The organism is Marinovum sp. J2-8, from assembly GCF_055808435.1.
Genome location: NZ_JBVVRZ010000002.1, coordinates 136,837 through 160,175, shown reverse-complemented (window position 1 = coordinate 160,175; position 23,339 = coordinate 136,837). Strand labels below are relative to the sequence as shown.

The following is a 23,339-nucleotide window of genomic DNA, read 5'->3' as shown; positions in this document are numbered from 1 at the left end:
GATTGCCGGGGGCGGCGTTTCTGCCGCCCCCATTCCTTTTTGGACATTTATCCGAACAAGACCGAAGGGGGGCACATGCCTTTATTCTGGCTATTCCTGATCGTACTGGCGATCGCTGCTGTCGGCTTTGTGATCGGCCGCGCACGCGCCATGACCAGCGCAGGTGGTGACAGCCGCGATCTGCATTCGTTGCCGTCCTACTATGGTTGGAACGTGGCGCTGAAAGCGGCGGTTCCGGCCTTTGTGGTGCTGGTTGTCTGGCTTCTGGCCCAACCTTTTTACATCAATTCCACAGTTTCAAAGATGCTGCCCGACAGCGCCATTCCCGAAAGCTCGTCTCGCGGGTTGGTGATGGCCGAAGTGCGCCGCGCCGCCAACGGGCTGGACAACGCAGTGGCCCAGGGCGTGATGACCGAGGAATTCGCTCGCAACGCGCGTGCTGACATCACCGATGTCACCCAGCGTTTGAAAGATGCGGGTCAGATCGTGACATCGCAGATCACCCAACCGGTGATGCATGCCGCACAGCGGTATCGTGTTCTTTCGCAACAGGGCACAACGGCCATGACAATCGCGGTTGTGGCGATTGCATTGATTGGCATGTTCCTGGGGTTCCGCGAAACAACCGCCGCATTCCGCGCCCGCAATGTGGTCGAGGCCGGCATTCGCGCGCTTTTGGTCGCGGCGGCCTCTATCGCCGTTCTGACCACTTTGGGAATTGTTCTGTCGCTGGTGTTCAACACCATCGAATTCTTCCGTCTTTATCCGGCCTGGGAATTCTTCACCGTGCTGGAATGGGCGCCAAGTTTCTCTGGTCGGGGTGGCTCGTCCGAGCTGGGTGTTCTGCCGCTGCTTTGGGGCACATTCTATATTTCGATCGTGGCGCTTGCCGTGGCCGTGCCCATCGGGTTGTTCGCCGCCATCTATCTCAGCGAATATGCCTCGCCAAAAGTGCGGGCCATTGCCAAACCCATGCTCGAGGTTCTGGCTGGTATTCCGACCATCGTTTACGGTCTCTTCGCGCTTTTGACCGTGGGTCCGCTGCTGCTGAGTGTGTTTGGTGACGATGGTCTGGGCTGGATGCAGGCCGGGACTGCGGTGATGACCGCGGGTCTGGTCATGGGCATCATGCTGATCCCCTTTGTCAGCTCGCTCAGCGATGACATCATCAACTCGGTGCCGCAATCCATGCGCGACGGATCTTATGGTCTGGGCGCGACCAAATCCGAAACCATCAAACAGGTGATCATTCCGGCCGCTCTGCCGGGCATTGTGGGGGCCATCCTTTTGGCCGCATCGCGCGCCATTGGCGAGACCATGATTGTTGTTCTGGGGGCAGGGGCCGCGGCACGGCTGTCTATGAACCCCTTCGAAGCGATGACCACCGTGACCGCAAAAATCGTCAGCCAGCTGACCGGCGATGCCGACTTTGCCTCGCCCGAGGCGCTGGTCGCCTTTGCGCTGGGCATGACCTTGTTTGTCCTGACACTGGGGCTGAATATCTTCGCGCTTTATATCGTGCGCAAATACCGGGAGCAGTACGAATGACCGACGCAAGCCTGAACACGCCTGGAGCTGGCCCAGCGGCAAAGCCGAAATCCTCGCTGGCTGTTCTGGACGACCGTACCAAACGCCGCAATGCATCCGAGGCCCGCTTCAAGGCCTATGGGCTGGGCGCGATCCTGATTGGCATCTTCTTTCTTGTGGTGCTGGCTGTGTCCATCATCCGCTCGGGCGCGCCGGCCTTCAGCCGGACGGTGCTGGATGTGGAATTCAACCTGAGCCAGGAACAGGTCGACGGTGCCGAGAAGGAATTGTTCAAGACCAAGGCCTATGAACAATTGTTCATTGCCAAGCTGGAAGAACAATTGCAGGCCAGCGGCATGCAGGTTGCCTTTGATGCCGGTGCGATTGAGCGTATTGTCGGCAAGACCGGCGCCACCATTCGCGAACATTACAAGGCCAATCCCGGCGACATCGGCAAACCTGTCAGCTTTGAGCTGGCGGCATCGAGCCGGGTTGACGGATACTTCAACGGCCGTGTGACCCGCGAAGCCCTGCAAGACAGCCGGTTCCTGCAATTGAGCGATCTTGACCTTGTGGATGCCCTGCATGACGCCGGGATCATTCGCGGCTCCTTCAACTGGACCTTCATCACCGGCGCAGATTCCGGTGTGGACAACCCCGGTGGTGCCGGGATCGGTGCCTCGGTTGTCGGCTCTTTCTTCATGATGCTGGTGGTCTTGTTCCTGTCCTTGCCGATTGGCGTTGCCGCCTCGATCTATCTTGAGGAATTTGCCAAGCGGAACCGTTTTACCGATCTGATCGAGGTGAATATCTCCAACCTCGCGGCTGTGCCGTCGATCGTTTTCGGTATTCTGGGTCTGGCTGTGTTCATCCAGTTCATGCATCTGCCGCAATCGGCGCCGCTGGTGGGTGGTCTGGTGCTGACACTGATGACCCTGCCGACAATCATCATTTCGACCCGTGCCTCGCTGAATGCGGTGCCGCCGTCGATCCGCGATGCGGCGCTGGGTGTTGGCGCGTCCAAGATGCAGGCGGTGTTCCACCATGTTCTGCCCTTGGCCATGCCGGGTATTCTGACGGGCACCATCATCGGTCTGGCCCAGGCATTGGGTGAAACCGCGCCGCTGTTGCTGATCGGGATGGTTGGTTTTGTGGCGCGCGGCTATCCCGATGGCATCGCCGCCGCTTTACCGAACCGAACTCGGCCATGCCTGCCCAGATCTATACATGGGCGGCACGCGCCGATGTAAGCTTCTATGAAAAGGCCTGGGGCGGGATTATTGTCCTTCTGGTCTTCCTTTTGACAATGAACATCATCGCCATCATCCTGCGTCGCCGCTTCGAGCGTCGTTGGTAACCGGTCCGGGAAAGGATTAACATCATGTATGACACACCTCGCACCGCGGAGAGTAAAGTGGCCACCAATACGACGAAAATCGCCGCAAAGAAGGTTCAGGTCTATTATGGCGACACCCATGCCATCAAGGATGTGGATGTCGAAATCGAAGACAAGACCGTCACCGCGTTTATCGGCCCATCGGGTTGCGGCAAGTCGACCTTCCTGCGCTGTCTGAACCGGATGAATGACACCATCGACATTTGCCGCGTCGAAGGCGATATCCTGATCGACGGCGAAGACATCTATGACAAAAAGGTCGACCCGGTGCAGTTGCGCGCCAAGGTCGGCATGGTGTTCCAGAAGCCGAACCCATTCCCCAAGTCGATCTATGACAACGTGGCCTATGGTCCGCGCATTCACGGTCTGGCCCAGAACAAGGCAGATCTGGATGAAATCGTGGAAAAATCGCTGCGTCGTGGCGCGATCTGGAACGAGGTCAAGGACCGTCTGCACGCCCCGGGCACCGGGCTTTCCGGTGGTCAGCAACAGCGTCTGTGCATTGCCCGCGCTGTCGCAACAGAGCCGGAAGTCCTGTTGATGGATGAACCCTGTTCGGCGCTGGACCCGATTGCCACGGCACAGGTCGAGGAATTGATCGACGAGCTGCGCTCGCAGTATTCGGTGGTGATTGTGACCCACTCGATGCAACAGGCCGCACGCGTCAGCCAGAAAACCGCGTTCTTCCACCTCGGAAATCTGGTGGAATTCGACGACACGCCGAAGATCTTCACCAACCCCGAAGATCCACGCACCGAAAGCTATATCACTGGCCGGATCGGCTAAGGAGAGAACGATGCAAGAGCATATTGTAAGCTCATTCGATCGGGATCTGGAAGGCATTCAGGCCCAGATCATGAAAATGGGCGGTCTGGTCGAACAGGCGATTTTGAACGCGGCGCTGTCGCTGGAAACCCGTGATGACGAGCTGGGCGAAAAGGTCCGTCTGGGTGACAAGGCGATCGACGCCCTGGACGAGGCCATTCACGAAGATGCCGCACAGGTCATCGCGCTGCGCGCGCCGACCGCCGTGGACCTTCGGATTGTCCTGTCGGTGATGAAGATGTCGGCGGATCTGGAGCGGATCGGCGATCTGGCCAAGAACATGGCCAAACGCAATTCGGTTCTGATGCAGCTGACACAGATCGACGGGGCCACCGCCGCATTGCGCCGCATGGCGCGCGAGGTCGAGTTGATGCTGAAAGATGGGCTTGATGCCTATATTCAGCGTGACGCTGCCCTGGCCGCGGATGTGATCCAGCGCGACCGTGACGTCGATCAGATGTATAATGCGACCTTCCGGGAATTCCTGACCTTCATGCTGGAAGATCCGCGCAATATCACATCCTGCATGCACCTGCATTTCATTGCGAAAAACATCGAACGCATGGGCGATCATGTGACATCGATTGCAGAGCAAGTGATCTTTCTGGTCGAGGGCGAATTGCCGGAAGAACGTGTCAAAGGCGACAACACATCTTCTGACAAATCGCTGTCGCCACAGCCGGGAGAATAATGAATGTCGGCGGAACAACCTACTGTCCTTGTGGTCGAAGATGAACCGGCGCAACGCGAAGTCCTGTCTTACAACCTGGAGGCCGAAGGCTTTCGGGTGAGCAAGGCCGAAGACGGCGAACAGGCGCTTTTGTTGGCCGAAGAAGATGCGCCGGACATCATCGTTCTGGACTGGATGTTGCCCAATGTTTCGGGCATCGAGGTCTGCCGCCGATTGAAATCCCGCGCAGAAACCCGTGGCGTGCCGGTGATCATGTTATCGGCGCGCTCGGAAGAGGTGGACCGGGTTCGCGGTCTTGAAACCGGGGCGGACGATTATGTCGTCAAACCCTATTCGGTGGTCGAATTGATGGCCCGTGTGCGGGCGCAATTGCGGCGCACCCGGCCGGCTAGTGTCGGTGAACGTCTGGAATACGAAGACATCATTCTGGACAGTGAAACCCATCGGGTGACACGATCGGAAAACCAGTTGAAACTTGGCCCGACCGAGTTTCGCCTGTTGACCACCTTCATGGAAAAGCCGGGTCGGGTCTGGACACGGGAGCAGCTTCTGGATCGGGTCTGGGGGCGCGACATCTATGTCGACACCCGCACCGTTGACGTGCATATCGGGCGTCTGCGCAAGGCGCTGTGCCAGTTTGGCGGCAATGATCCGCTGCGCACGGTGCGCGGCGCGGGATATGCCCTGGGCTGATCTGAACACAACCGATGACGCCTGCAAGGGCGGAAGAGGGCGCTCTTCCAGCCTTTGCGGCTGTCATCGCGGTTGTTCGATTGGAAATTTGATCAAAATGCGGATTTCCTCGGCCATATCTCTGCGTTAGGTTGGCGCCAGCGCAAAAGATATTGGAGCCGCCTCATGTCTTCTTCAGCCCCATCACCGCTCAAACCAAAAGATGCCCCCGATCTGGGACGCCTGGATTGGGCCGATCCCCTGCGTCTGGTGGATCAATTGACCGAAGAAGAGCGGATGGTCGCCGAGGCCGCCCGCGCCTATGCCAGTGAAAAACTCGCACCGCGGGTGATTGATGCCTTTGAGGCCGAAACCGTCGACCCAGGTGTCTTCGCCGAGATGGGCGACATGGGATTGTTGGGCACCACCATCCCAGAGGAATATGGCGGGATTGGCGCGGGCTATGTGACCTATGGCCTTGTCGCCCGCGAGATCGAGCGGGTCGACAGCGGCTATCGCAGCATGATGTCGGTGCAATCCAGCCTGGTGATGTATCCGATCTATGCCTATGGCAGCGAAGCGCAGCGGCAGAAATACCTGCCCAAACTCGCCTCCGGTGAATGGATCGGCTGTTTCGGATTGACCGAACCGGATGCCGGGTCCGATCCCGGCGGTATGAAAACCCGCGCGGAAAAGATCGACGGCGGCTATCGGCTGACCGGCAGCAAGATGTGGATTTCCAATGCGCCGATTGCGGATGTGTTTGTGGTCTGGGCCAAGTCCGACGCCCATGATGGCAAGATCCGCGGTTTTGTTCTGGACAAGGGCTGCAAGGGTCTGAGCGCGCCGAAGATCGGCAAGAAATTGTCCCTGCGCACCTCGGTCACGGGTGAGATCGTGATGGACGGTGTCGAGGTCGGCGAAGACGCGCTTTTGCCGAATATCCAGGGGCTTAAGGGGCCGTTTGGCTGTCTTAACCGGGCGCGCTATGGCATCGCCTGGGGGGTGATGGGCGCCGCAGAATTCTGTTGGCATGCGGCGCGCGAATATGGTCTGGATCGCAAGCAATTCAACAAACCGCTGGCCGGGACACAGCTGTTCCAGAAGAAGCTGGCAGATATGCAGACCGAGATTGCCCTTGGCCTGCAGGCCGCGTTGCGGGTCGGGCGGCTGATGGATGATGCTGCCGCCGCGCCGGAAATGATCAGCCTGATCAAACGCAACAACTGTGGCAAGGCGCTGGATATGGCGCGGATGGCGCGGGACATGCATGGCGGCAACGGGATTTCCGGTGAATTTCAGGTGATCCGCCACATGGTCAATCTGGAAACCGTGAACACCTATGAAGGCACACATGACGTGCATGCGTTGATCCTTGGCCGGGCGCAAACCGGGCTACAGGCGTTTTTCTAGGGCAGGGCGATCCCCAGCCTTCAACCGTATATAACTTAAAGGAATCAATACTATGCTGCGCGGACTTGATCCAATACTGAGCCCCGATCTGATCTATGCATTGCGCGCGATGGGCCATGGCGACACGATTACCATCGCGGATGCCAATTTCCCGGCTGAAAGCAGCGGGCCCGAAGTGGTGCGTCTGGATGGGATCAGCGCAACGGATGTTTTGCGCGCGGTGATGAGCGTGATGCCGCTGGACACTTATGTCGATGCGCCAGCCCATGTGATGCAGGTGGTCGACGCGCCTGATACAATCCCGGAAGTCGTGAAAGAGTTTCAACAGATCATCAATGACGTGGCCGATGCGCCCGCACAGATCAAGGGACTGGAACGATTTGATTTCTATGACAACGCACGTAAGTTCTTTCGCCGTTGTGCAGACCGGCGAAACCCGGCTGTATGGCAATATCATTTTGAAAAAGGGCGTGATTGGCAGCTGAAGATGAAGGCGCTTTTAACTCAATAGGTTAAGTGTCGTTTTCGCAGTTGAACCTGAACAGTGTTTGCCGTTTGGCAATGTCACTGTTCAGGTTTGTCGCGCCAAATCAAAAGATCTCGATGTCAGAGGACAGACCAGCGGTGCTGTCGACACCATCCAGCGTGATGGAATTTCCATCCCCGAAATCAAACACCACATCGCCGTTTTCCACCGTGGCAAAGCGGTTGATCACCTGCGCCTCGGTAAGTCCGCCACCCCAAAGCGCATCATCAAGGTGCAATTCATCGACGCCAACATCATAATCGGTGATGACATCGTCTTCGATCATGTTGCCGAAAAAGACAAAGGTATCAGCACCGTGACCGCCGGTAGCAATGTCGTCGCCGCCACGGATATGCAGCGCATCATTTCCGTTGCCGCCATCAAGCGTGTCGTCACCATTACCGCCATCGAGCTGGTCGTTGCCTGAATTGCCAAAAAGACGGTCATCGCCGGAATGACCAGAGAGACGGTCGCCCATGGCACCACCGTACAATATGTCAGAGCCATTACCGCCGTTCACAACATCGCGCCCGTCGCCGCCGTTCAGCCGGTCGTTGCCATTGCCGCCGTCAAGCCGGTCATTGCCGGAATGACCAAAGAGCCGGTCGTTCCCGTTGTCGCCGGAAAGCGTGTCGTTGCCGGTGCCGCCGTAAATTTTGTCATTGCCCGAGTTGCCAAAGAGACGGTCGTCGCCATTGCCGCCCCAGAGCTCATCGCCCATGGCACCCCCGAACAACACATCAGCTCCATCACCGCCGGTCAGAAAATCGTGGTCATTGCCGCCTCTCAACGTATCGTTGCCCGGGCCGCCGTTCAATGTGTCGTTGCCCAGGCCACCATCGAGTAGATCATCACCCAAATTGCCGCCAAGACGATCTGCACCTTCGTTGCCAAAAAGCCGATCACCCGAAGCACCGCCGTACAATACATCAGAACCAGCACCACCGGTCAGAAAATCGCGACCGCTGCCGCCATGCAGCGTGTCATTGCCGGCACCGCCGTCAAGCCGATCCTGGCCTGAATGCCCAAGAAGACGGTCAGCGCCATTGCCGCCCCAAAGCTCATCGTCCATGGCACCCCCGAGCAACACATCAGCTCCATCACCGCCGCTCAGAAAATCGTTGTCATTGCCGCCGTCCAGCCTGTCGTTGCCAGCGCCCCCATGCAATCGGTCCAGGCCGCTGCCGCCTTTCAGCGTGTCGTTGCCCGGGCCGCCGTTCAAAGTGTCGTTGCCCAGGCCACCATCGAGAAAATCATCACCCAAATTGCCGCCAAGACGATCCGCGCCTTCGTTGCCAAAAAGCCGATCACCGGAAGAACCGCCGTACAATACATCAGAACCAGCACCACCGGTCAGAAAATCGCGACCGCTGCCGCCATGCAGCGTGTCATTGCCGACACCACCGTCAAGCAGATCCTGGCCTGAATGACCAAGAAGACGGTCATGGCCGGTGCCGCCGAAAATCGTATCATTGCCTGACCGACCAAACGCCGCGTCGTCGCCGCCGCCGCCGCGGATTGCATCGTTGCCCATGCCGCCGTCGAGCCGATCCTGGCCCGTCTCTCCATTCAGATTGTCGTGGCCGATGTTACCCAAAATCGTGTCATTACCGGTGCCGCCAGATACTGTGTCATTGCCACTGCCGCCCCAAATGACGTCGTTGCCACCAAGCGCCCGGACAATATCGTCGTTCAAACCCGCCGCGATAAGATCGCCGTCCACGGTGCCTTCTACGGCATGATGCAGGTCCATGTGGTCGCGATCAATGTCATGAATAACGATACCGCCATCAGGTGCAAACCCGATCGGAACCACGTTTTGCGGATCTACGTAGCGAATGTCGGGCAGGGCGTCGAAGTCGGGCAACAGCCCTTCTGTAATGAAGTGATGCTCTTGTGTATGTCCATTCGAGCCACCATCGTCATTCATGTCGACCCGCGCACCTTCGAGTGTGTAGAAGATCTGGCCACCCGTGGGCGTTTCGATCAACAACCATGGCTGATCTTCGCCGCCTGTGTCGTTATGACCGCCATTAAAGGCAACGATACGCACGTTGTTTGGCAGATCGTTAAGATCGAGCAACCGACCCTCGATCCGGATTTCGTCGCGGGTGATGTCAAAGTCTTCGATCCGCCCGACAACGACACCGGACACGTTCGAAATGTTGGTGAAATTGAAGGTATCGTTGCCGCCACCAGACCGCGCATGATGGCCATGCGAAAATACTGACATCGGCTCAAAGTCCAGATTATCCCAATGGTTACGGGTGTTTTCCGGACCATCCCCAAAGGTGTGAATTTGGCTTAGACCTTCGGAAATCGTGAAAGTTCTCGTCGGCATGTCGTTCTCCCAGTAGCGTTTTCAGTCATGCGCTCGGGCAAATCTTGCTGAGCACTGGAATATTGAAACCACGCCGAAAAGTGTTCTGGGTCTGTGCAGAGGTACGGTTAACGGCTCTTTGAGGGCGTATCTCTATACCGCCGTTGGCCGCGTCCTGCGCGGACGAGACAGCGGCCTGTGCTTTGGAGGGGGAACTATGCGAAGGAGACCGGTGTTCACCGGGGAGCCGCGGTTTTGGCATGCGGGCTTTTGGGGTTGGGCATGTTTTCTAATAGGAGTTGCGCTTCAGGGTAGCGCGCTCCCGTGCCATTCACTTGTTGCAACCAAGTAGAAATGTCCCTCGCTCCGCAAAGTAGAAATGTCACCAAGTGCGCTGACGGTAGCAAAGCCTGACAGGGCGGAGACCTCAGATATCGCAGCCCTGGCTGGCTTTGTGTTTCTCTTTCGCGGCTCTTGCCAGCTTTGAATTCCAGCCATCGTTGCGCCGTCCATTCGGTTTGTAGCGAGAGCGCTGTTTGCCTGCGCGGCGTTTCTTTGGCGGGGCCTTGTCCTGCTCGGCCTTGATGTGCTCAAGGACCGCGCTTAGATGCTTATTCTCGGTGATCGCGGCGTGGGTGACGCGCTGCTCCTTGTCAAAAATGGAGTAGGGGAGCGAGACGCCCTTCCAGCGGAACTCCAAGCGGCCGTCAGGGTACTCATAGCTGTCGACATACTTGCCGGGCAGGCCGCGCGTGATCTCGTTCTCTTGCAGGATGATGCGCTGCCGGTCGTAGGAGAAGGCCAATTGGTTGCCGACATAGCGCTCGTCGCGCCAGCACAGCACATCCGCCAGCCGATCCGGTTCGGTATTGAGGGGCCGGTGCAGGTTATCCGGACGGCGTGGGGTCTTGGCGAACTTCGTGTTGTAGCGGTTCATGAAAGCCGGAAGGAACGCATTGGCCGCTGTCATGTCCGAGATGCTCGCCAGGCGCAGTTCCTTCACCAGTCGATCCTGTAGCGTCCGGTTCGCGCGTTCGACGCGGCCCTTGGCCTGAGAGCTGTTGGCGCAGAGAATCTCGATGTTCAACTCGTTCAAAGCACGGCCAAACTGGGTCATCCCGTGACCTGACTCCGCACCTTGGCTCGCAACACGGAACACCGTGTGTTTGTCCGAATAGAACGCCACAGGTCGTCCATGTGCATGCAGGTAGGCCTCCAGAGCGCCAAAGTAGCTGAATGTGCTCTCGGACTTCACGAACTCCAGATGCATCAACGTACTGGTCGCATCGTCGATGAAAACAAGCAGGGTGCAGGACGGCCCGCGATCCTCAAACCAGTGATGGTCCGAGCCGTCGATCTGGATCAGCTCGCCAAAGCATTCCCGGCGCAGGCGTGATTGGTGAAAGGTCCTGCGTTGCTTGCGAGAAAGCCAAATCCCGGCGTCCTGCATCCACTTGCGCAGCGTCTCGCGCGACACCTTCAGCCCGTGAACTTCCTCGAGCTTCTCAGCCGCAAAGGTCGGTCCGAAGTCGACGTAGTTCTCGCGCACCAGTGTCACCGCGAACTCGCGAACCGCCGGATCGATCCGATTGTTCGAAACCCGACCACGCGCTTTGTGCCGGATTGACGCCGGACCGTCAGATTGGAACTTCCTGAGAAGCCGGTGAACCTGTCTGCGGCTCAATCCCAAAACGTTCGCCGCAGTCGTCGCCGTCATCCGACCTTGGCTCACCTGGCTCAACACCTCGACCCGGTTCAGCTCGCGCTCGCTCATCAAAACCCATCCCATGCCCACACTCTCTGCCTGTTCTCATCGGGGCAGAGTGTGACACTTCTACTTTGCAGATGTGGGACACTTTAACTTTGCGGGTACATCGCTAAAGCCCATAATCGGTATTATGTTAAAAAGTGAACACCCGAAACAGAGAGTATACCGGATCCTTACCCTACGCCTGGCGCTGATCCGGTAACGTCTGACTTGTTACCGTTGATACGAAACTGAAGAAATCAGCATATCATGGGGCAAAAAATGATATGGCCAGACAAGTGTTTGCACACCGCCAATGGTGACCATCCCGGATGGGTAATTGCGCGATGTGTTCGGTTTCAGAATTGGATAGTAGAAAAGATTGCAGGCTGCACGCCAGGTATCGCCGAACCCGGTGTTTACCTTGCCCTTCAGTGTGTCCCAGCCAAAAAGCACGTTTCCATTTGCATCCAAGGTGGCCTTGGAACCTTCGGTGATCTCAACCGTAGTGTAAGAAAGCCGACGTTGGCGACCGTCCACCAGATAATCCAAATCACCGCTTTCAGCATAGAAACAGAGCCGTTTCAGCGTTTCATCGGTCAATTCCGATTGCTCCACAATCGGTGCAACCGTGACGCGCCAACGCGCCGCCTGGCCAATGGTTGTGAGCAGGAACATCTCATCCGGAGGTGTGGCCAACATCGTCGTCACCAATGATATTGGATAGTCAATCTCCGGGGCATGTTCGAGCAAGACCCCAACACTTCGCAGCGCAATCCTATAGGCTTTGCTCACCGCCTGTTCATCATATCGGCCCGCGTCGATCCCCAAACTTGGGGAGTGAAATCCAAGGTTTGCCATGGGATGCAAGATCCGGTCCGGCTTGGAGCTGATTTTCTCGCTGATAAATGCCCGACCGCCCATGAAGGCGACGGCGCAAGCAGATAAACAGGATTTCCCGCGCGCAACCGCCGCCCCGACCCGATTTTTGGTCAAGACCCGGGCCAATGCGATCCCTTCGGTTAGCGATCCTCCGGGGCTGTCGAGGCACAGTCGATCCTCTTTGCTGGCGAACATTGGGTCTTCTATGGCCGGCTCAATCAATGCATTGACTTCGCGATAGGCATCTATGGCCTCTTTGACGGCCTGCGCGTCGCCCTTGGTAATCGGGCCATTCAGCTCGGCAAAACACCCCATTTCCATGTCGGTTTTCACAACCAGCTGCGCGGCAGACGCGGGATTTGCGGCGATGACCATGATAATGGCCAAAGTCCGAAACAGCGGTATATGCACCCGCAAAGCCGAATTCTTGTTATAGAGCAGCATCATTTCATCCCGACATTCACTGACGTCTTCACCAGTTCCGCGGCGCACCAACATCGGCCGCCGTCATGCATCGGACCTTGGCAAATCCAGAGCCGTCTTACCACGGCCTTCGCGGTCGATCCTGCATTTTGACGTCGCCACAGCGCTAGGATCCGACCGCAATATCCTTCATACGCTTGGAAAACTCTCGCCGCAGCTCTCGGCGCAGGTTTGCGGCCCTTTGGCGTCTTGCGTGAATTTCGCTGGTGATCTTGATCGGCGGCACTGCGACGGCGCCACCGTCGTCATCCACCGCAACCATAGTGAAGTAACAGGAATTGGTGTGCCGGTGGTATCCGGTGCGGATATCCTCGGCTTCGACCCGAATGCCAACTTCCATGGATGTGCGACCGGTGGTGTTGATTTGCGCCTTGAAGGTCACCAACTCGCCGACATTGATCGGCTCTTTGAACATGACTTGATCGACCGACAGCGTCACGCAATAGCGTTCCGAGTATCGCGATGAACAGGTGAACGCCACACGGTCCAAAAGGTTCAACAACGCGCCGCCGTGGACCTTGCCGCTGAAATTTGCCATGTCCGGTGTCATCAATACCGTCATTTCAAGTGTGGGTGCGCCGCTCATCCAGGGGTCTCCAAATTTCAATCTGATCCATGAATCACGATGCTACAGCAATCCGGATGACTTTACCGCGCTATTCCGACGCGGGATTTGTCCCAGCCCCCTTGCCTTTGGCCCCTGAATATTGTTCCTGAGCGCAAAGCCAAGCCCAGGCACCGGAGGACCAGATATGGCACATTATAAATCCAGAACCTCGACCCATGGCCGCAATATGGCCGGTGCCCGCGGGCTTTGGCGTGCCACGGGGATGACGGACGACGATTTCGGCAAGCCGATTATCGCCATCGTCAATTCCTTTACCCAGTTTGTTCCGGGCCATGTCCATTTGAAAGATCTCGGTCAGATGGTTGCGCGCGAGGTTGAGGCCGCCGGCGGTGTGGCCAAGGAATTCAATACGATCGCGGTCGATGATGGCATTGCGATGGGCCATGACGGGATGCTCTACTCCCTGCCCTCGCGCGAAGTGATTGCCGACAGCGTTGAATATATGGTCAACGCGCATTGCGCGGATGCAATGGTCTGTATCTCCAATTGCGACAAGATCACGCCGGGCATGCTTATGGCTGCTATGCGGTTGAATATCCCGGCCATTTTCGTATCCGGCGGCCCGATGGAGGCCGGTAAGATCGACATTGCCGATCTGGAAATGACAAAGATCGACCTGGTGGATGCCATGGTGGCCGCGGCCAGCGAAACGCTGACCGATGAACAGGTGCAGCATATCGAAGAAAACGCCTGTCCGACCTGCGGATCTTGTTCGGGCATGTTCACCGCCAATTCCATGAACTGTCTGGCCGAGGCTTTGGGCCTTGCGCTGCCGGGCAATGGATCGACATTGGCGACCCACGCAGACCGCAAACATCTTTTCCTTGAGGCCGGCCGCAAGATCGTCGAGATCACCAAACGCCACTATGTCGCTGAAGAAAAGGGCTTTTTGCCGCGCGAGATCGCGACCATGGCGGCCTTTGAAAACGCGATGAGCCTGGATATTGCCATGGGCGGATCGACCAATACGGTATTGCACCTGTTGGCGATTGCCTATGAGGGTGGTGTCGATTTCACCATGCAGGACATTGACCGGCTCAGCCGCAAGGTGCCCTGCCTGTGCAAGGTCGCGCCGAATATCGAAAACGTGCATATGGAAGATGTGCACCGCGCTGGCGGGATTTTCTCAATCCTTGGAGAGCTTTATCGGGCGAACCTCTTGCATGGTGACACCACGACCGTGCATTCCGCCACCATGGCAGAGGCGATTGCGCGCTGGGACATCAAGGTTGCCAACAACCCGGATGCAGAACAATTGTTCAAAGCGGCCCCCGGCGGCGTGCGCACGACCCAGGCCTTCAGCACGGAAAACCGCTACAAGGAGCTCGACACCGACCGCGAAGGTGGGGTGATCCGGTCCAAGGAACATGCCTTCAGCCAGGATGGCGGTTTGGCCGTTCTGTTTGGCAACATCGCCGAAGAAGGCTGTATCGTGAAAACCGCGGGCGTCGATGCCAGCATTCTGCAATTCACCGGCAAGGCCTATGTCTGCGAAAGCCAGGATGCGGCGGTGAATGACATTCTGACCGGCAAGGTCCAGGCCGGCGACGTGGTGGTCATCCGCTACGAAGGTCCGCGCGGCGGTCCGGGCATGCAGGAAATGCTCTATCCGACCAGCTATCTGAAATCCAAAGGTCTGGGCAAGGATTGCGCGCTTTTGACCGATGGTCGTTTTTCGGGCGGCACATCGGGGCTGTCCATTGGCCATGTCTCGCCAGAGGCGGCCGAAGGCGGCACCATTGGGCTGGTCGAACATGGCGACAAGATTGAAATCGACATTCCAAACCGGTCGATCCATCTGGCGGTGGATGATGCCGAATTGGCGGCCCGGCGTGAAAAACGCGACGCCGAAGGTTGGAAACCGGTCAGCCCCCGCAAACGCAAGATCACAACCGCGCTCAAGGCTTATGCGGCTTTGACCACCTCGGCGGCGCGCGGCGCGGTTCGGGTGGTGGATTAATATCCCAATCGGGCAGGATTTCTTGTCCCTGGGGCAATTGTCACCGCAATTGTCTGGACAGAAAAGCAGTGAAATGTCTAATACCCTTAGGCGTTTCACTATTTTGCGCATGTCCCGGTCCAGCCCGCCGCATTCGGGGACTGCGCGACAGGAGCTGACTGCATGACAAAGTCCCGGAACAAATATCTCCTGGATCTGACGAATTCCCCAACGATCGAAGCGTTGTGGGACATGCACAGCCGCAAGATGGCGGAATACGGCTTTGACCGCCTGCTCTATGGGTTCACCTATTACCGCACGGAAAAATCACTGGGCGATCCCAATGATTTTCTGATGCTGACCAATCATGACCCCAGCTATACGGACGAATTCCTCGGCAATGAGCTGTATAAAAACGCGCCGATGACCCGTTGGGCGATGGACCACGAAGGTGTGGCCAGTTGGACCATGGTTGGTGACCTGGCAAGACAGGGTGCGCTGACAGATCCGGAAATGGCGGTCGTTCAGTTCAATCAGAAAATGGGCGTGACGGTCGGATATACGATTTCATTCAAGGCCGTTTCGGTCCGCTCCAAAGGGGCGATTGCCCTGACGGCGCGAAACGGGATGAGCCAATCAGACGCCGATGAAGTCTGGGCCGAACATGGCGATGACATCGTGACAATGAACAATGTCGCACATCTCAAGATCCTCACCCTGCCCTTTACGGTTGCGGGCAAACCTTTGACCCCGCGCCAACGTGAAGCGCTGGAATGGGTCGGCGATGGCAAGACAACCCAGGACATTGCGCTTCTGATGGGCTTGACCGCTGCAACGGTGGAAAAACACCTCCGCCTCGCGCGCGAGGCGCTGAACGTCGAAACCACGGCCCAGGCCGTGCTCAAAGCGGCCTTTCAGAACCAGATGTTCGTGCTGGATCTTTGATCCGGCGGTACTGACCTGATTTCATTACGGCATTTGTCACCTTGTCAAAGCGCTTTGGCGGGTATCTGCCGCCTTTGGTAAGGAAAACCGGACTTCATTACCCAAGGGAAATAAGGCACATTACAGATGTTCCGTGAGTGGTGGCAATTCTAGCCAGGGAACGTCAGGACAGTGCCCTTGTCATTTCAAGGCTCCTCGGTTCTGCCCGGGAAACCGGAGGTCGGTTTGGTGTGTATTTTAAGCGTCAGACCGGCCAATTGGGTCGCTTCGTCTTATCCCCAATAGTCAGGGGTGGCCCAAACAAAAGCGGAGCTGGCCGTCGCAGCCAGCTCCGCAATCTTTTTGGCCCCCCGGAAATCCCGGGGAACCCAGCAAACAAATGCCGCCTTAGCCTTGAACGGCCTTGGCAACCTCTGCTGCAAAGTCTTCTTCTTTTTTCTCGATGCCTTCGCCCACTTCCAGACGAACGTACCCGGTGATTTCCACACCAGCGGCTTTGGCGGCCGCTTCGACGGTATTGTCGGGGTCGATGACAAACGCCTGGTTCAGCAGTGTGACTTCGCTCATGAATTTCTTCATGCGGCCCACGATCATCTTCTCGATCACGGCTTCGGGCTTGCCCGATTCACGTGCGATGTCGATTTGAACCGAACGCTCTTTTTCCACGACGGCCGGGTCAAGGTCGGCTTCGGACAGCGATGCCGGGTTGGCGGCGGCAATGTGCATTGCAACCTGTTTGCCAAAGGCTTCGTTTTCGCCGGACAGCGCGACCAGAACACCGATTTTGCCCATGCCAGGCGCAGCCGCGTTGTGGACGTAGGACACAACCGACGCACCTTCGAGCGACGACATGCGGCGCAGCGACATGTTTTCGCCGATTTTGGCAATTTTGTCGGTGATGGTGTCAGCAACGGTTTTGCCGTTCAGATCAGCCGCGGCCAGCGCAACCACATCCGACACACCAAGCGCGGCGGTGGCAATGCCCGACACCATTTCCTGGAATTCAGCGTTCTTGCCAACGAAATCGGTTTCCGAATTCACTTCAACCGCGACGCCCTTGCCTGCTTCGACATTGACGGCCACCAGACCCTCGGCGGCGGTACGGCCGGATTTCTTGGCCGCTTTGGCCAGACCCTTGGTCCGCAGCCAGTCGATTGCGGCTTCGATGTCGCCGTCAACTTCGGTCAGCGCTTTTTTGGCATCCATCATGCCGGCGCCGGTCATCTCGCGCAGTTCTTTCACCTGCTTCGCAGAAATCGCCATATCGGCTCTCCTCATCTCATAAGGTATTGGGGGCAAAGATACCTCTGCCCCCTGTCATGAATACATGTCGGTTTTGCGACAGGTCAGAAAAGACCTGGCAAAGACTTGCTTCAGCTTGCTGCGGGCGCGTCTGCCGGGGCTGCGGCTTCTTCAGCAACAACTTCTTCTTCCGGCGCTTCTTCCATGGCGCCGATATCGACACCTGCAGCGCCCAGCTGGGCCGACATACCGTCAAGCGCGGCGCGGCTTGCCAGATCGCAGTAAAGAGCGATGGCGCGGGCTGCGTCGTCGTTTCCGGGGATGATGTAATCCACACCATCGGGCGAACAGTTGGTGTCGACGATCGCCACAACCGGGATACCCAGTTTGTTGGCTTCGGCCACGGCCAGAGCTTCTTTTTTCACGTCGATGACGAACAGAAGATCAGGCACGCCGCCCATTTCGCGGATACCGCCCAGCGACGCTTGCAGCTTCAGCTGGTCACGTTCCATACCAAGACGCTCTTTCTTGGTCAGGCCTTCAAAGCCACCTTCCATCTGCTCGTCAATCTGCTTCAGACGGTTGATGGATTGGGAAACGGTTTTCCAGTTGGTGAGCGTGCCGCCCAACCAACGGTGGTTCATGTAGTATTGTGCGCAGCGTTCTGCGGCATCGGCCACAGGCTGGGCAGCCTGGCGTTTGGTGCCGACGAACAGCACACGGCCGCCTTTGGCCACAGTGTCACGCACAGCGGTCAGCGCCTGGTCCAGCATCGGAACAGTTTGCGTCAGGTCCATGATGTGGATGCCATTGCGCGCGCCATAGATGAACGGACCCATACGGGGGTTCCAGCGTTGCGTCTGGTGGCCAAAGTGAACGCCAGCTTCAAGCAGCTGACGCATGGTGAACTCGGGAAGAGCCATGCTTCTTTTCCTTTCCGGTTTACGCCTCGGTGCGGGTTGAGAAGCGAATGCTTCAACCGGTGGACATTTGGGGATGTCTCCCCCAAGGGCCCGCCCACACCTGCGGATTAATGGCGCGCGTATAGACGCAATGATTTGTGGGCGCAAGAGGCGATTGAAATGAACCGCCTCTCCTGGGGATCAGCCATAAAGCAGCGACACCCCATTGGCAAAAAGATGCACCTTTGCGGGCGCGGCGGCCAAACGCACGGATTTGCCCCGCACGTCGGTATGAATGCCGGCCAGTTTGCCGATGACCGCCGCCTGATTATCCTGTTTTTCGAAATAGAGCAAAGTGACCTCACCAAGGGCTTCGATGAAATCAACCTTGCCTTCGAAAATGGCATCGCCGGTGGTTTCCACCATATCCTCGGGGCGGACCCCGACATTGACCTTCAGGCCCATGTCGCTGTCTTTGGTGGGATAATCCGACACCGCTGTGCCGCCACTTTGCATCCGCACCGTGGTTTGCGGCCCTGTACCCACAACTTCGCCGGGCAACAGGTTCATCGCGGGCGAGCCAATGAATTGCGCGACAAATTCACTGTTGGGGCGTTCATAAAGCTCCAGCGGGCTGCCAACCTGTGCGATCCCCTTGTTTGCCAGAACGACAATGCGGGTCGCCAGGGTCATCGCTTCGACCTGATCATGGGTCACATAGATCATGGTCGAGTTGGGCATTTTCTCTTTCAGCTGCGCAATCTCGATCCGGGTCGCAACCCGCAGGGCGGCGTCCAGGTTCGACAATGGTTCATCGAACAAATACACCTTTGGATCGCGCACAATTGACCGGCCAATCGCAACCCGCTGACGCTGGCCACCCGACAGCGCCTTTGGCAAACGGTCAAGGTATTCGTCCAATTGCAGCATCTTGGCCGCGCGTTCGACCGACGCGTCGATTTCATCCTGCGGCTTCTTGGCGATCTTGAGCGCAAAGGACATGTTTTCGCGCACCGTCATATGGGGGTAGAGCGCATAGGATTGGAACACCATCGCAATACCGCGTTGTGACGGTGGCACGTCATTGACCACCTGCCCGTCAATTTCCAACGTGCCGCTGGTGATCTTTTCCAACCCGGCAATCATGCGCAGCAAGGTGGATTTCCCGCAGCCCGACGGGCCGACAAACACAATCAATTCGCCGGTCTTGATATCAAGGTCGATGTGGTTCAGCACATTCACCGCGCCGCCATAGGTTTTTTCGACATCGGTCAGTTTCAGATTGGCCATTTTACTGTCTCCTATTGCGGCTTAACGCTGGGTTGCCATGGCGGTTTGCCAGGGCCCAAGGTGAAGTTTTCCATCCGCCTGCGCCGCGGCAGACCCGATTTCAGAGCCGATCGGCAGCCATGTGCCAGCAGGCAGGTCAATCGTGGCCGGCACCTCACTCAGATTGAAGGCACAGAAAATCACCTCGCCTTGATGACTGCGGATGAAGCGCAGCACATCGCCGTCGGCGGATATTTCGCTGTGCGCGCCTTTGACCAAAGCGGGGTGCGCGTGGCGAAAGGCGATGACATTGCGGTAATGGTGCAACAAGGCACCCGGATCGGCCTCCTGGGCGGCGACCGAACGGTTGATATGGTCATGGTTGACCGGCAACCATGGCTGGCCTGCGGTAAACCCGCCGCTTTGGTTGGAAGGTTCCCAAACCATCGGTGTCCGGCAGCCGTCCCGCCCCTTGAATTCAGGCCAGAATTCGATGCCATAGGGATCTTGCAGATCCTCGAATGCGACATCCGCCTCTGGCAGGCCAAGCTCCTCGCCCTGATAAAGACAGACCGACCCGCGCAGACAATGGATCAATGTCGCATAGGTCTTTTGCGCAGGAAGCCCCAGCCCCCAGCGGGTGACATGGCGCGGCACATCATGGTTGGAAAACGCCCAGCACGCCCATCCGTCCGCTGCGGCCTCGTCCACTGCATGCAAAACTTCGGCTACACGGCTGGCGCTCAACGAATTTCCGGACAGGAATTCAAAAGCGTAACACATATGCGCCTTGTCGCCGCCAGATGTGTATTGTCCCATGATTTCAAGCCCGCGTTGGGCATCGCCCACCTCGCCGACACAGGTGGACCCGGGATATTGATCCAACAAGGCACGGAACCGACGCAGAAAGTCGAGGTTCTCTGGCTGGTTCTTGGAATAGAGGTGCTCCTGATGGTTATAGGGGTTCACCGAGGGCGCAATCGACGCATTTCGAAGCTCTTTCGACAGCGGAGGATTGTCGCGCAACTCTTGGTCATGAATATAGAAATTAATGGTGTCCAACCGGAACCCATCCACCCCGCGATCCAACCAGAACTCTACAGTGTCCAACAATGCTTGTTGCACGTCCGGGCAATGGAAATTCAGGTCCGGCTGCGACGTCAGGAAATTATGCAGGTAATATTGCTCGCGGCGACCATCCCATTGCCAGCCCGATCCGCCAAAAATCGACAGCCAGTTGTTTGGCGGCGTGCCGTCCTCTTTGGGATCGGCCCAGACGTACCAATCGGCCTTGTCATTGTCGCGGCTCTGGCGGCTTTCCTTGAACCATTTGTGTTGATCCGAGGAATGCGACAGCACCTGATCAATCATCACCTTCAGGCCAAGTTTATGCGCGGTATCCACCAGCACATCAAAGTCCGCCAAAGTGCCGAACATCGGATCGACGTCGCAATAATCGCTGACATCATAGCCGAAATCCTTCATCGGCGAGGTGAAGAACGGCGAAATCCAGATCGCATCCACCCCAAGCGAGGCAATATGCGGCAGGCGGCTGGTGATGCCGTTCAGATCGCCAATGCCATCGCCGTTGCTGTCCTGATAGGAGCGCGGATAGATCTGATAGATCACTGCGCCGCGCCACCAATCGGTATCTTCCTGACGGGAAAGTTTCATGATGTTGTCCGTATGTTTGTTCATCGGGGGGGCGCCCTATTTGACGGAGCCGGCCAAAAGACCGCGCACCAGATATTTCTGCATGGCAAAGAACACGGCCAGCGGCACAACAATCGACACAAAGGCCGAGGTTGCCAGGATCTCCCATTGTCCGCCGCGCGACCCCATCAGATTGACCAGCCGCCCGGTCAGAACCAGGGTGGAATCGTCGGTGCCCAGGAACACCAAGGCGATCAGCAGATCGTTCCAGGTCCACAGGAATTGAAAGATCGCAAAAGAGGCCAGCGCCGGAAAGCTGAGCGGCAGAATGATCTTGATGAAGATCTGGAACTCTGTCGCGCCGTCCACCCGGGCGTTTTCGATGATGTCACGCGGCAGTCCGACCATGTAATTGCGCAAAAGATAGATCGCCAGTGGCAGACCAAACCCGGTATGCGCCAGCCAAACACCCAGATACCCCTTGCCGATGCCAATCGCGTTGTGCAGTTGCAAAAGCGGGATCAGCGCCAGCTGCAAGGGCACCACCAACAATCCGACCACGGCGGCGATCAACAGCGACCGGCCTGGGAAATCCATCCAGGCCAGCGCATAGGCCGCAAAGGCCGCCACCAGGATCGGGATGATGGTCGATGGTATGGCCACGGTCAGCGTATTGATGAACGCATTGGCGATCCCTGCCCCGGCGGTGTCCGAGGTCAGCACATTGGTGTAATTGCTCAGGGTGAATTCCGGCGGTGTCGCGGCGGTGGTAAACACCCGTGGCAGGCGCTGGCCCTCCCAGCTTTGGCCACCTGTCAGACGGAATGCACCGTCCCCCGCCACAGTCAGACGGGCGCCATCCTTCAGCTCGGCTGTGTCGCCGGCGGCATGGGCCTCGGGCGCGCGTGACGACGTGCCCCATGCGGTGACCGTGGTGTCACTGTCGGGAAACAACCCGCCTTCGATGACATAGAGATCGGCCTCCTGCACCTCTTGGCCGTTGATGCGGATGGCGGGCAATTGGCCCTCTTGCGTCGTGAGCGCCGCCCACCAGCCAGAGGTCGAAATCTGGTCCGATGTGCGAAACGAACTGACAAGCAATCCCAACGTCGGGAACACCCATGCCAGCACCAGTACCAGCACCGCGATATGCACCGCCCATGTCAGCGTGGATTTTTGACCTGCGATATTGTCCATGTCCAATCCCCCGCTCAGCGCATTTCTTTGCGCGCGTTACGCACATTCCAGACCAGGATCGGCGTCACCAACAGCATGATCACCATCGCCGAGGCCGATCCGACGCCCCAGTCAAAGGCGCGGAACAATTTGTCGTACATGTAATTGGCCAGAACCTGGGTTTCCCACTGGCCGTTGGTCATCGCCAAGACGATGTCGAAAATTTTCAACACCACCAGCGTAATCGTCGTCCAGACCACCACAATCGTCGACATGATCTGCGGCACCTTGATCTTGAAGAAAATCTGCAATGGTGACGCGCCGTCGATGATCGCGGCCTCAATCGTTTCTTCGGGAATACCGCGCAGCGCTGCCGACAGGATCACCATGGCAAAACCGGTCTGAATCCAGATCAACACCACCATCAACAGGAAATTGTTCCAGGGGATCAAGGTCAGCCATTGCTGCGGCTCGCCCCCCATATTGACCCAAAGCGCATTCAGAATGCCGATCTGATCGGTGCCTTCGGGGCGGGTGTCATAGATCAATTTCCAGATCACCGATGCGCCAACAAAGGAAATTGCCATCGGCATGAAAATCAGCGACTTGGCGAAATTACCCCAGGAAATGCGGTCGGTCAGCTGGGCCGCCAACAGGCCAAATCCGGTGGACATGGCCGGCACGACGACCAGCCACAACATGTTGTTGCGCATCGCCTCCCAGAACTTGGCATCGGCCATCATCGTCCTGTAATTGGCCAGCCCGACAAAGGCCCCGCCCTGATCCCGGTCGGTCAGCGACAGCCAGAGCGTGGCAAACACCGGATAGGCCAGGTAAAGCCCCAGCGCAAAAAGCGCAGGAAACAGGAACAGCCAGGGCCGGATCAGGTTGGCGCGGTTGATGTTGCGCCCGGCATTTGGCCCGCGCGGTGGATAAAATACCGTGTCCAGGATGATGTTCGAGAAGTAAAAATAGCCAACACACCCCCCCCCCGATCACAATCGTCAATAGTCCCATGATGGCTGGATGCATATCCGCCCCCTCCTGCAACGCCGATTTCGTGATGTAATGCTGTCGTAAAAATGCGATGCCCGTGCTGCGTG

17 protein-coding genes and 2 pseudogenes are annotated in these 23,339 nt (G+C 57.5%); 9 read left to right on the top strand and 10 right to left on the bottom strand.

Features of this window, described 5'->3' with window-relative positions; all coding sequences use genetic code 11:
* Window positions 1–75 precede the first annotated feature (75 nt).
* From pstC to AC0L4F_RS06625, 7 genes and pseudogenes are all read left to right on the top strand, one after another.
* On the top strand, window positions 76–1,548 hold the full coding sequence (gene pstC / locus AC0L4F_RS06655) for a phosphate ABC transporter permease subunit PstC (protein WP_244686681.1): 1,473 nt from the start codon (window positions 76–78) through the stop codon (window positions 1,546–1,548).
* Window positions 1,545–2,884: pseudogene (pstA, locus tag AC0L4F_RS06650) on the top strand (phosphate ABC transporter permease PstA). The gene pstC and the pseudogene pstA overlap by 4 nt, the downstream one beginning before the upstream one ends.
* Before the next feature lie 24 nt (window positions 2,885–2,908).
* Window positions 2,909–3,709 carry a phosphate ABC transporter ATP-binding protein PstB gene (pstB, locus tag AC0L4F_RS06645; protein ID WP_244686679.1) on the top strand — a complete coding sequence of 267 codons (801 nt, stop codon included), beginning with the start codon at window positions 2,909–2,911 and terminating at the stop codon, window positions 3,707–3,709.
* Between the two features lie 10 nt (window positions 3,710–3,719).
* Window positions 3,720–4,439: a phosphate signaling complex protein PhoU gene (gene phoU / locus AC0L4F_RS06640; protein WP_244686677.1), complete on the top strand. Its 720-nt coding sequence runs from the start codon at window positions 3,720–3,722 to the stop codon at window positions 4,437–4,439.
* Between the two features lie 3 nt (window positions 4,440–4,442).
* Window positions 4,443–5,132 (top strand): phosphate regulon transcriptional regulator PhoB, encoded by a 690-nt coding sequence (phoB, locus tag AC0L4F_RS06635; protein WP_244686674.1) that lies wholly within the window; start codon window positions 4,443–4,445, stop codon window positions 5,130–5,132.
* Between the two features lie 165 nt (window positions 5,133–5,297).
* On the top strand, window positions 5,298–6,524 hold the full coding sequence (locus AC0L4F_RS06630; RefSeq protein WP_244686672.1) for an acyl-CoA dehydrogenase: 1,227 nt from the start codon (window positions 5,298–5,300) through the stop codon (window positions 6,522–6,524).
* A gap of 52 nt (window positions 6,525–6,576) precedes the next feature.
* Complete coding sequence (locus tag AC0L4F_RS06625) at window positions 6,577–7,035, top strand: RbsD/FucU family protein (RefSeq protein WP_348524069.1); 459 nt, start codon at window positions 6,577–6,579, stop codon at window positions 7,033–7,035.
* A 79-nt stretch (window positions 7,036–7,114) separates the two neighbouring features.
* On the opposite strand, the gene AC0L4F_RS06620 is transcribed toward AC0L4F_RS06625, so the two are convergent.
* The 4 genes from AC0L4F_RS06620 to AC0L4F_RS06605 form a co-directional block, all read right to left on the bottom strand.
* The gene (locus tag AC0L4F_RS06620; RefSeq protein ID WP_244686669.1) at window positions 7,115–9,391 is read right to left on the bottom strand and encodes a calcium-binding protein; all 2,277 of its coding nucleotides are present in this window, start codon (window positions 9,389–9,391) and stop codon (window positions 7,115–7,117) included.
* 406 nt (window positions 9,392–9,797) lie between these two features.
* A complete protein-coding gene (locus AC0L4F_RS06615; protein ID WP_244686667.1) occupies window positions 9,798–11,159 on the bottom strand; it encodes an ISNCY family transposase in 1,362 nt (453 codons plus the stop codon).
* Between the two features lie 192 nt (window positions 11,160–11,351).
* Complete coding sequence (locus tag AC0L4F_RS06610) at window positions 11,352–12,221, bottom strand: COG3904 family protein (RefSeq protein WP_244686665.1); 870 nt, start codon at window positions 12,219–12,221, stop codon at window positions 11,352–11,354.
* A gap of 367 nt (window positions 12,222–12,588) precedes the next feature.
* Window positions 12,589–13,068: an acyl-CoA thioesterase gene (locus AC0L4F_RS06605; protein ID WP_244686663.1), complete on the bottom strand. Its 480-nt coding sequence runs from the start codon at window positions 13,066–13,068 to the stop codon at window positions 12,589–12,591.
* 166 nt (window positions 13,069–13,234) lie between these two features.
* Here AC0L4F_RS06605 and ilvD point away from each other — a divergent pair, with 166 nt between their 5' ends.
* Both ilvD and AC0L4F_RS06595 read left to right on the top strand, forming a co-directional pair.
* On the top strand, window positions 13,235–15,070 hold the full coding sequence (ilvD, locus tag AC0L4F_RS06600) for a dihydroxy-acid dehydratase (protein ID WP_244686660.1): 1,836 nt from the start codon (window positions 13,235–13,237) through the stop codon (window positions 15,068–15,070).
* 162 nt (window positions 15,071–15,232) lie between these two features.
* The gene (locus AC0L4F_RS06595) at window positions 15,233–15,994 is read left to right on the top strand and encodes a helix-turn-helix transcriptional regulator (RefSeq protein WP_244686658.1); all 762 of its coding nucleotides are present in this window, start codon (window positions 15,233–15,235) and stop codon (window positions 15,992–15,994) included.
* Window positions 15,995–16,381: 387 nt separating this feature from the next.
* Here AC0L4F_RS06595 and tsf read toward each other — a convergent pair whose 3' ends face one another.
* The 6 genes and pseudogenes from tsf to AC0L4F_RS06565 form a co-directional block, all read right to left on the bottom strand.
* Window positions 16,382–17,257: a translation elongation factor Ts gene (gene tsf, locus AC0L4F_RS06590; RefSeq protein WP_244686656.1), complete on the bottom strand. Its 876-nt coding sequence runs from the start codon at window positions 17,255–17,257 to the stop codon at window positions 16,382–16,384.
* Window positions 17,258–17,367: 110 nt separating this feature from the next.
* Window positions 17,368–18,159, bottom strand: a complete 792-nt coding sequence (gene rpsB / locus AC0L4F_RS06585; protein ID WP_244686654.1) for a 30S ribosomal protein S2 — start codon at window positions 18,157–18,159, stop codon at window positions 17,368–17,370.
* A gap of 180 nt (window positions 18,160–18,339) precedes the next feature.
* A complete protein-coding gene (locus AC0L4F_RS06580; RefSeq protein ID WP_244686652.1) occupies window positions 18,340–19,428 on the bottom strand; it encodes an ABC transporter ATP-binding protein in 1,089 nt (362 codons plus the stop codon).
* A gap of 21 nt (window positions 19,429–19,449) precedes the next feature.
* Entirely contained in the window at window positions 19,450–21,081 is a 1,632-nt protein-coding gene (gene bglA, locus AC0L4F_RS06575; protein WP_244686650.1) for a beta-galactosidase BglA, read from the bottom strand.
* Between the two features lie 36 nt (window positions 21,082–21,117).
* Window positions 21,118–22,257, bottom strand: coding sequence for a carbohydrate ABC transporter permease (locus tag AC0L4F_RS06570; RefSeq protein ID WP_244686648.1), 1,140 nt, complete (start codon window positions 22,255–22,257; stop codon window positions 21,118–21,120).
* A gap of 14 nt (window positions 22,258–22,271) precedes the next feature.
* Window positions 22,272–23,268: pseudogene (locus tag AC0L4F_RS06565) on the bottom strand (carbohydrate ABC transporter permease).
* Window positions 23,269–23,339: the final 71 nt, after the last annotated feature.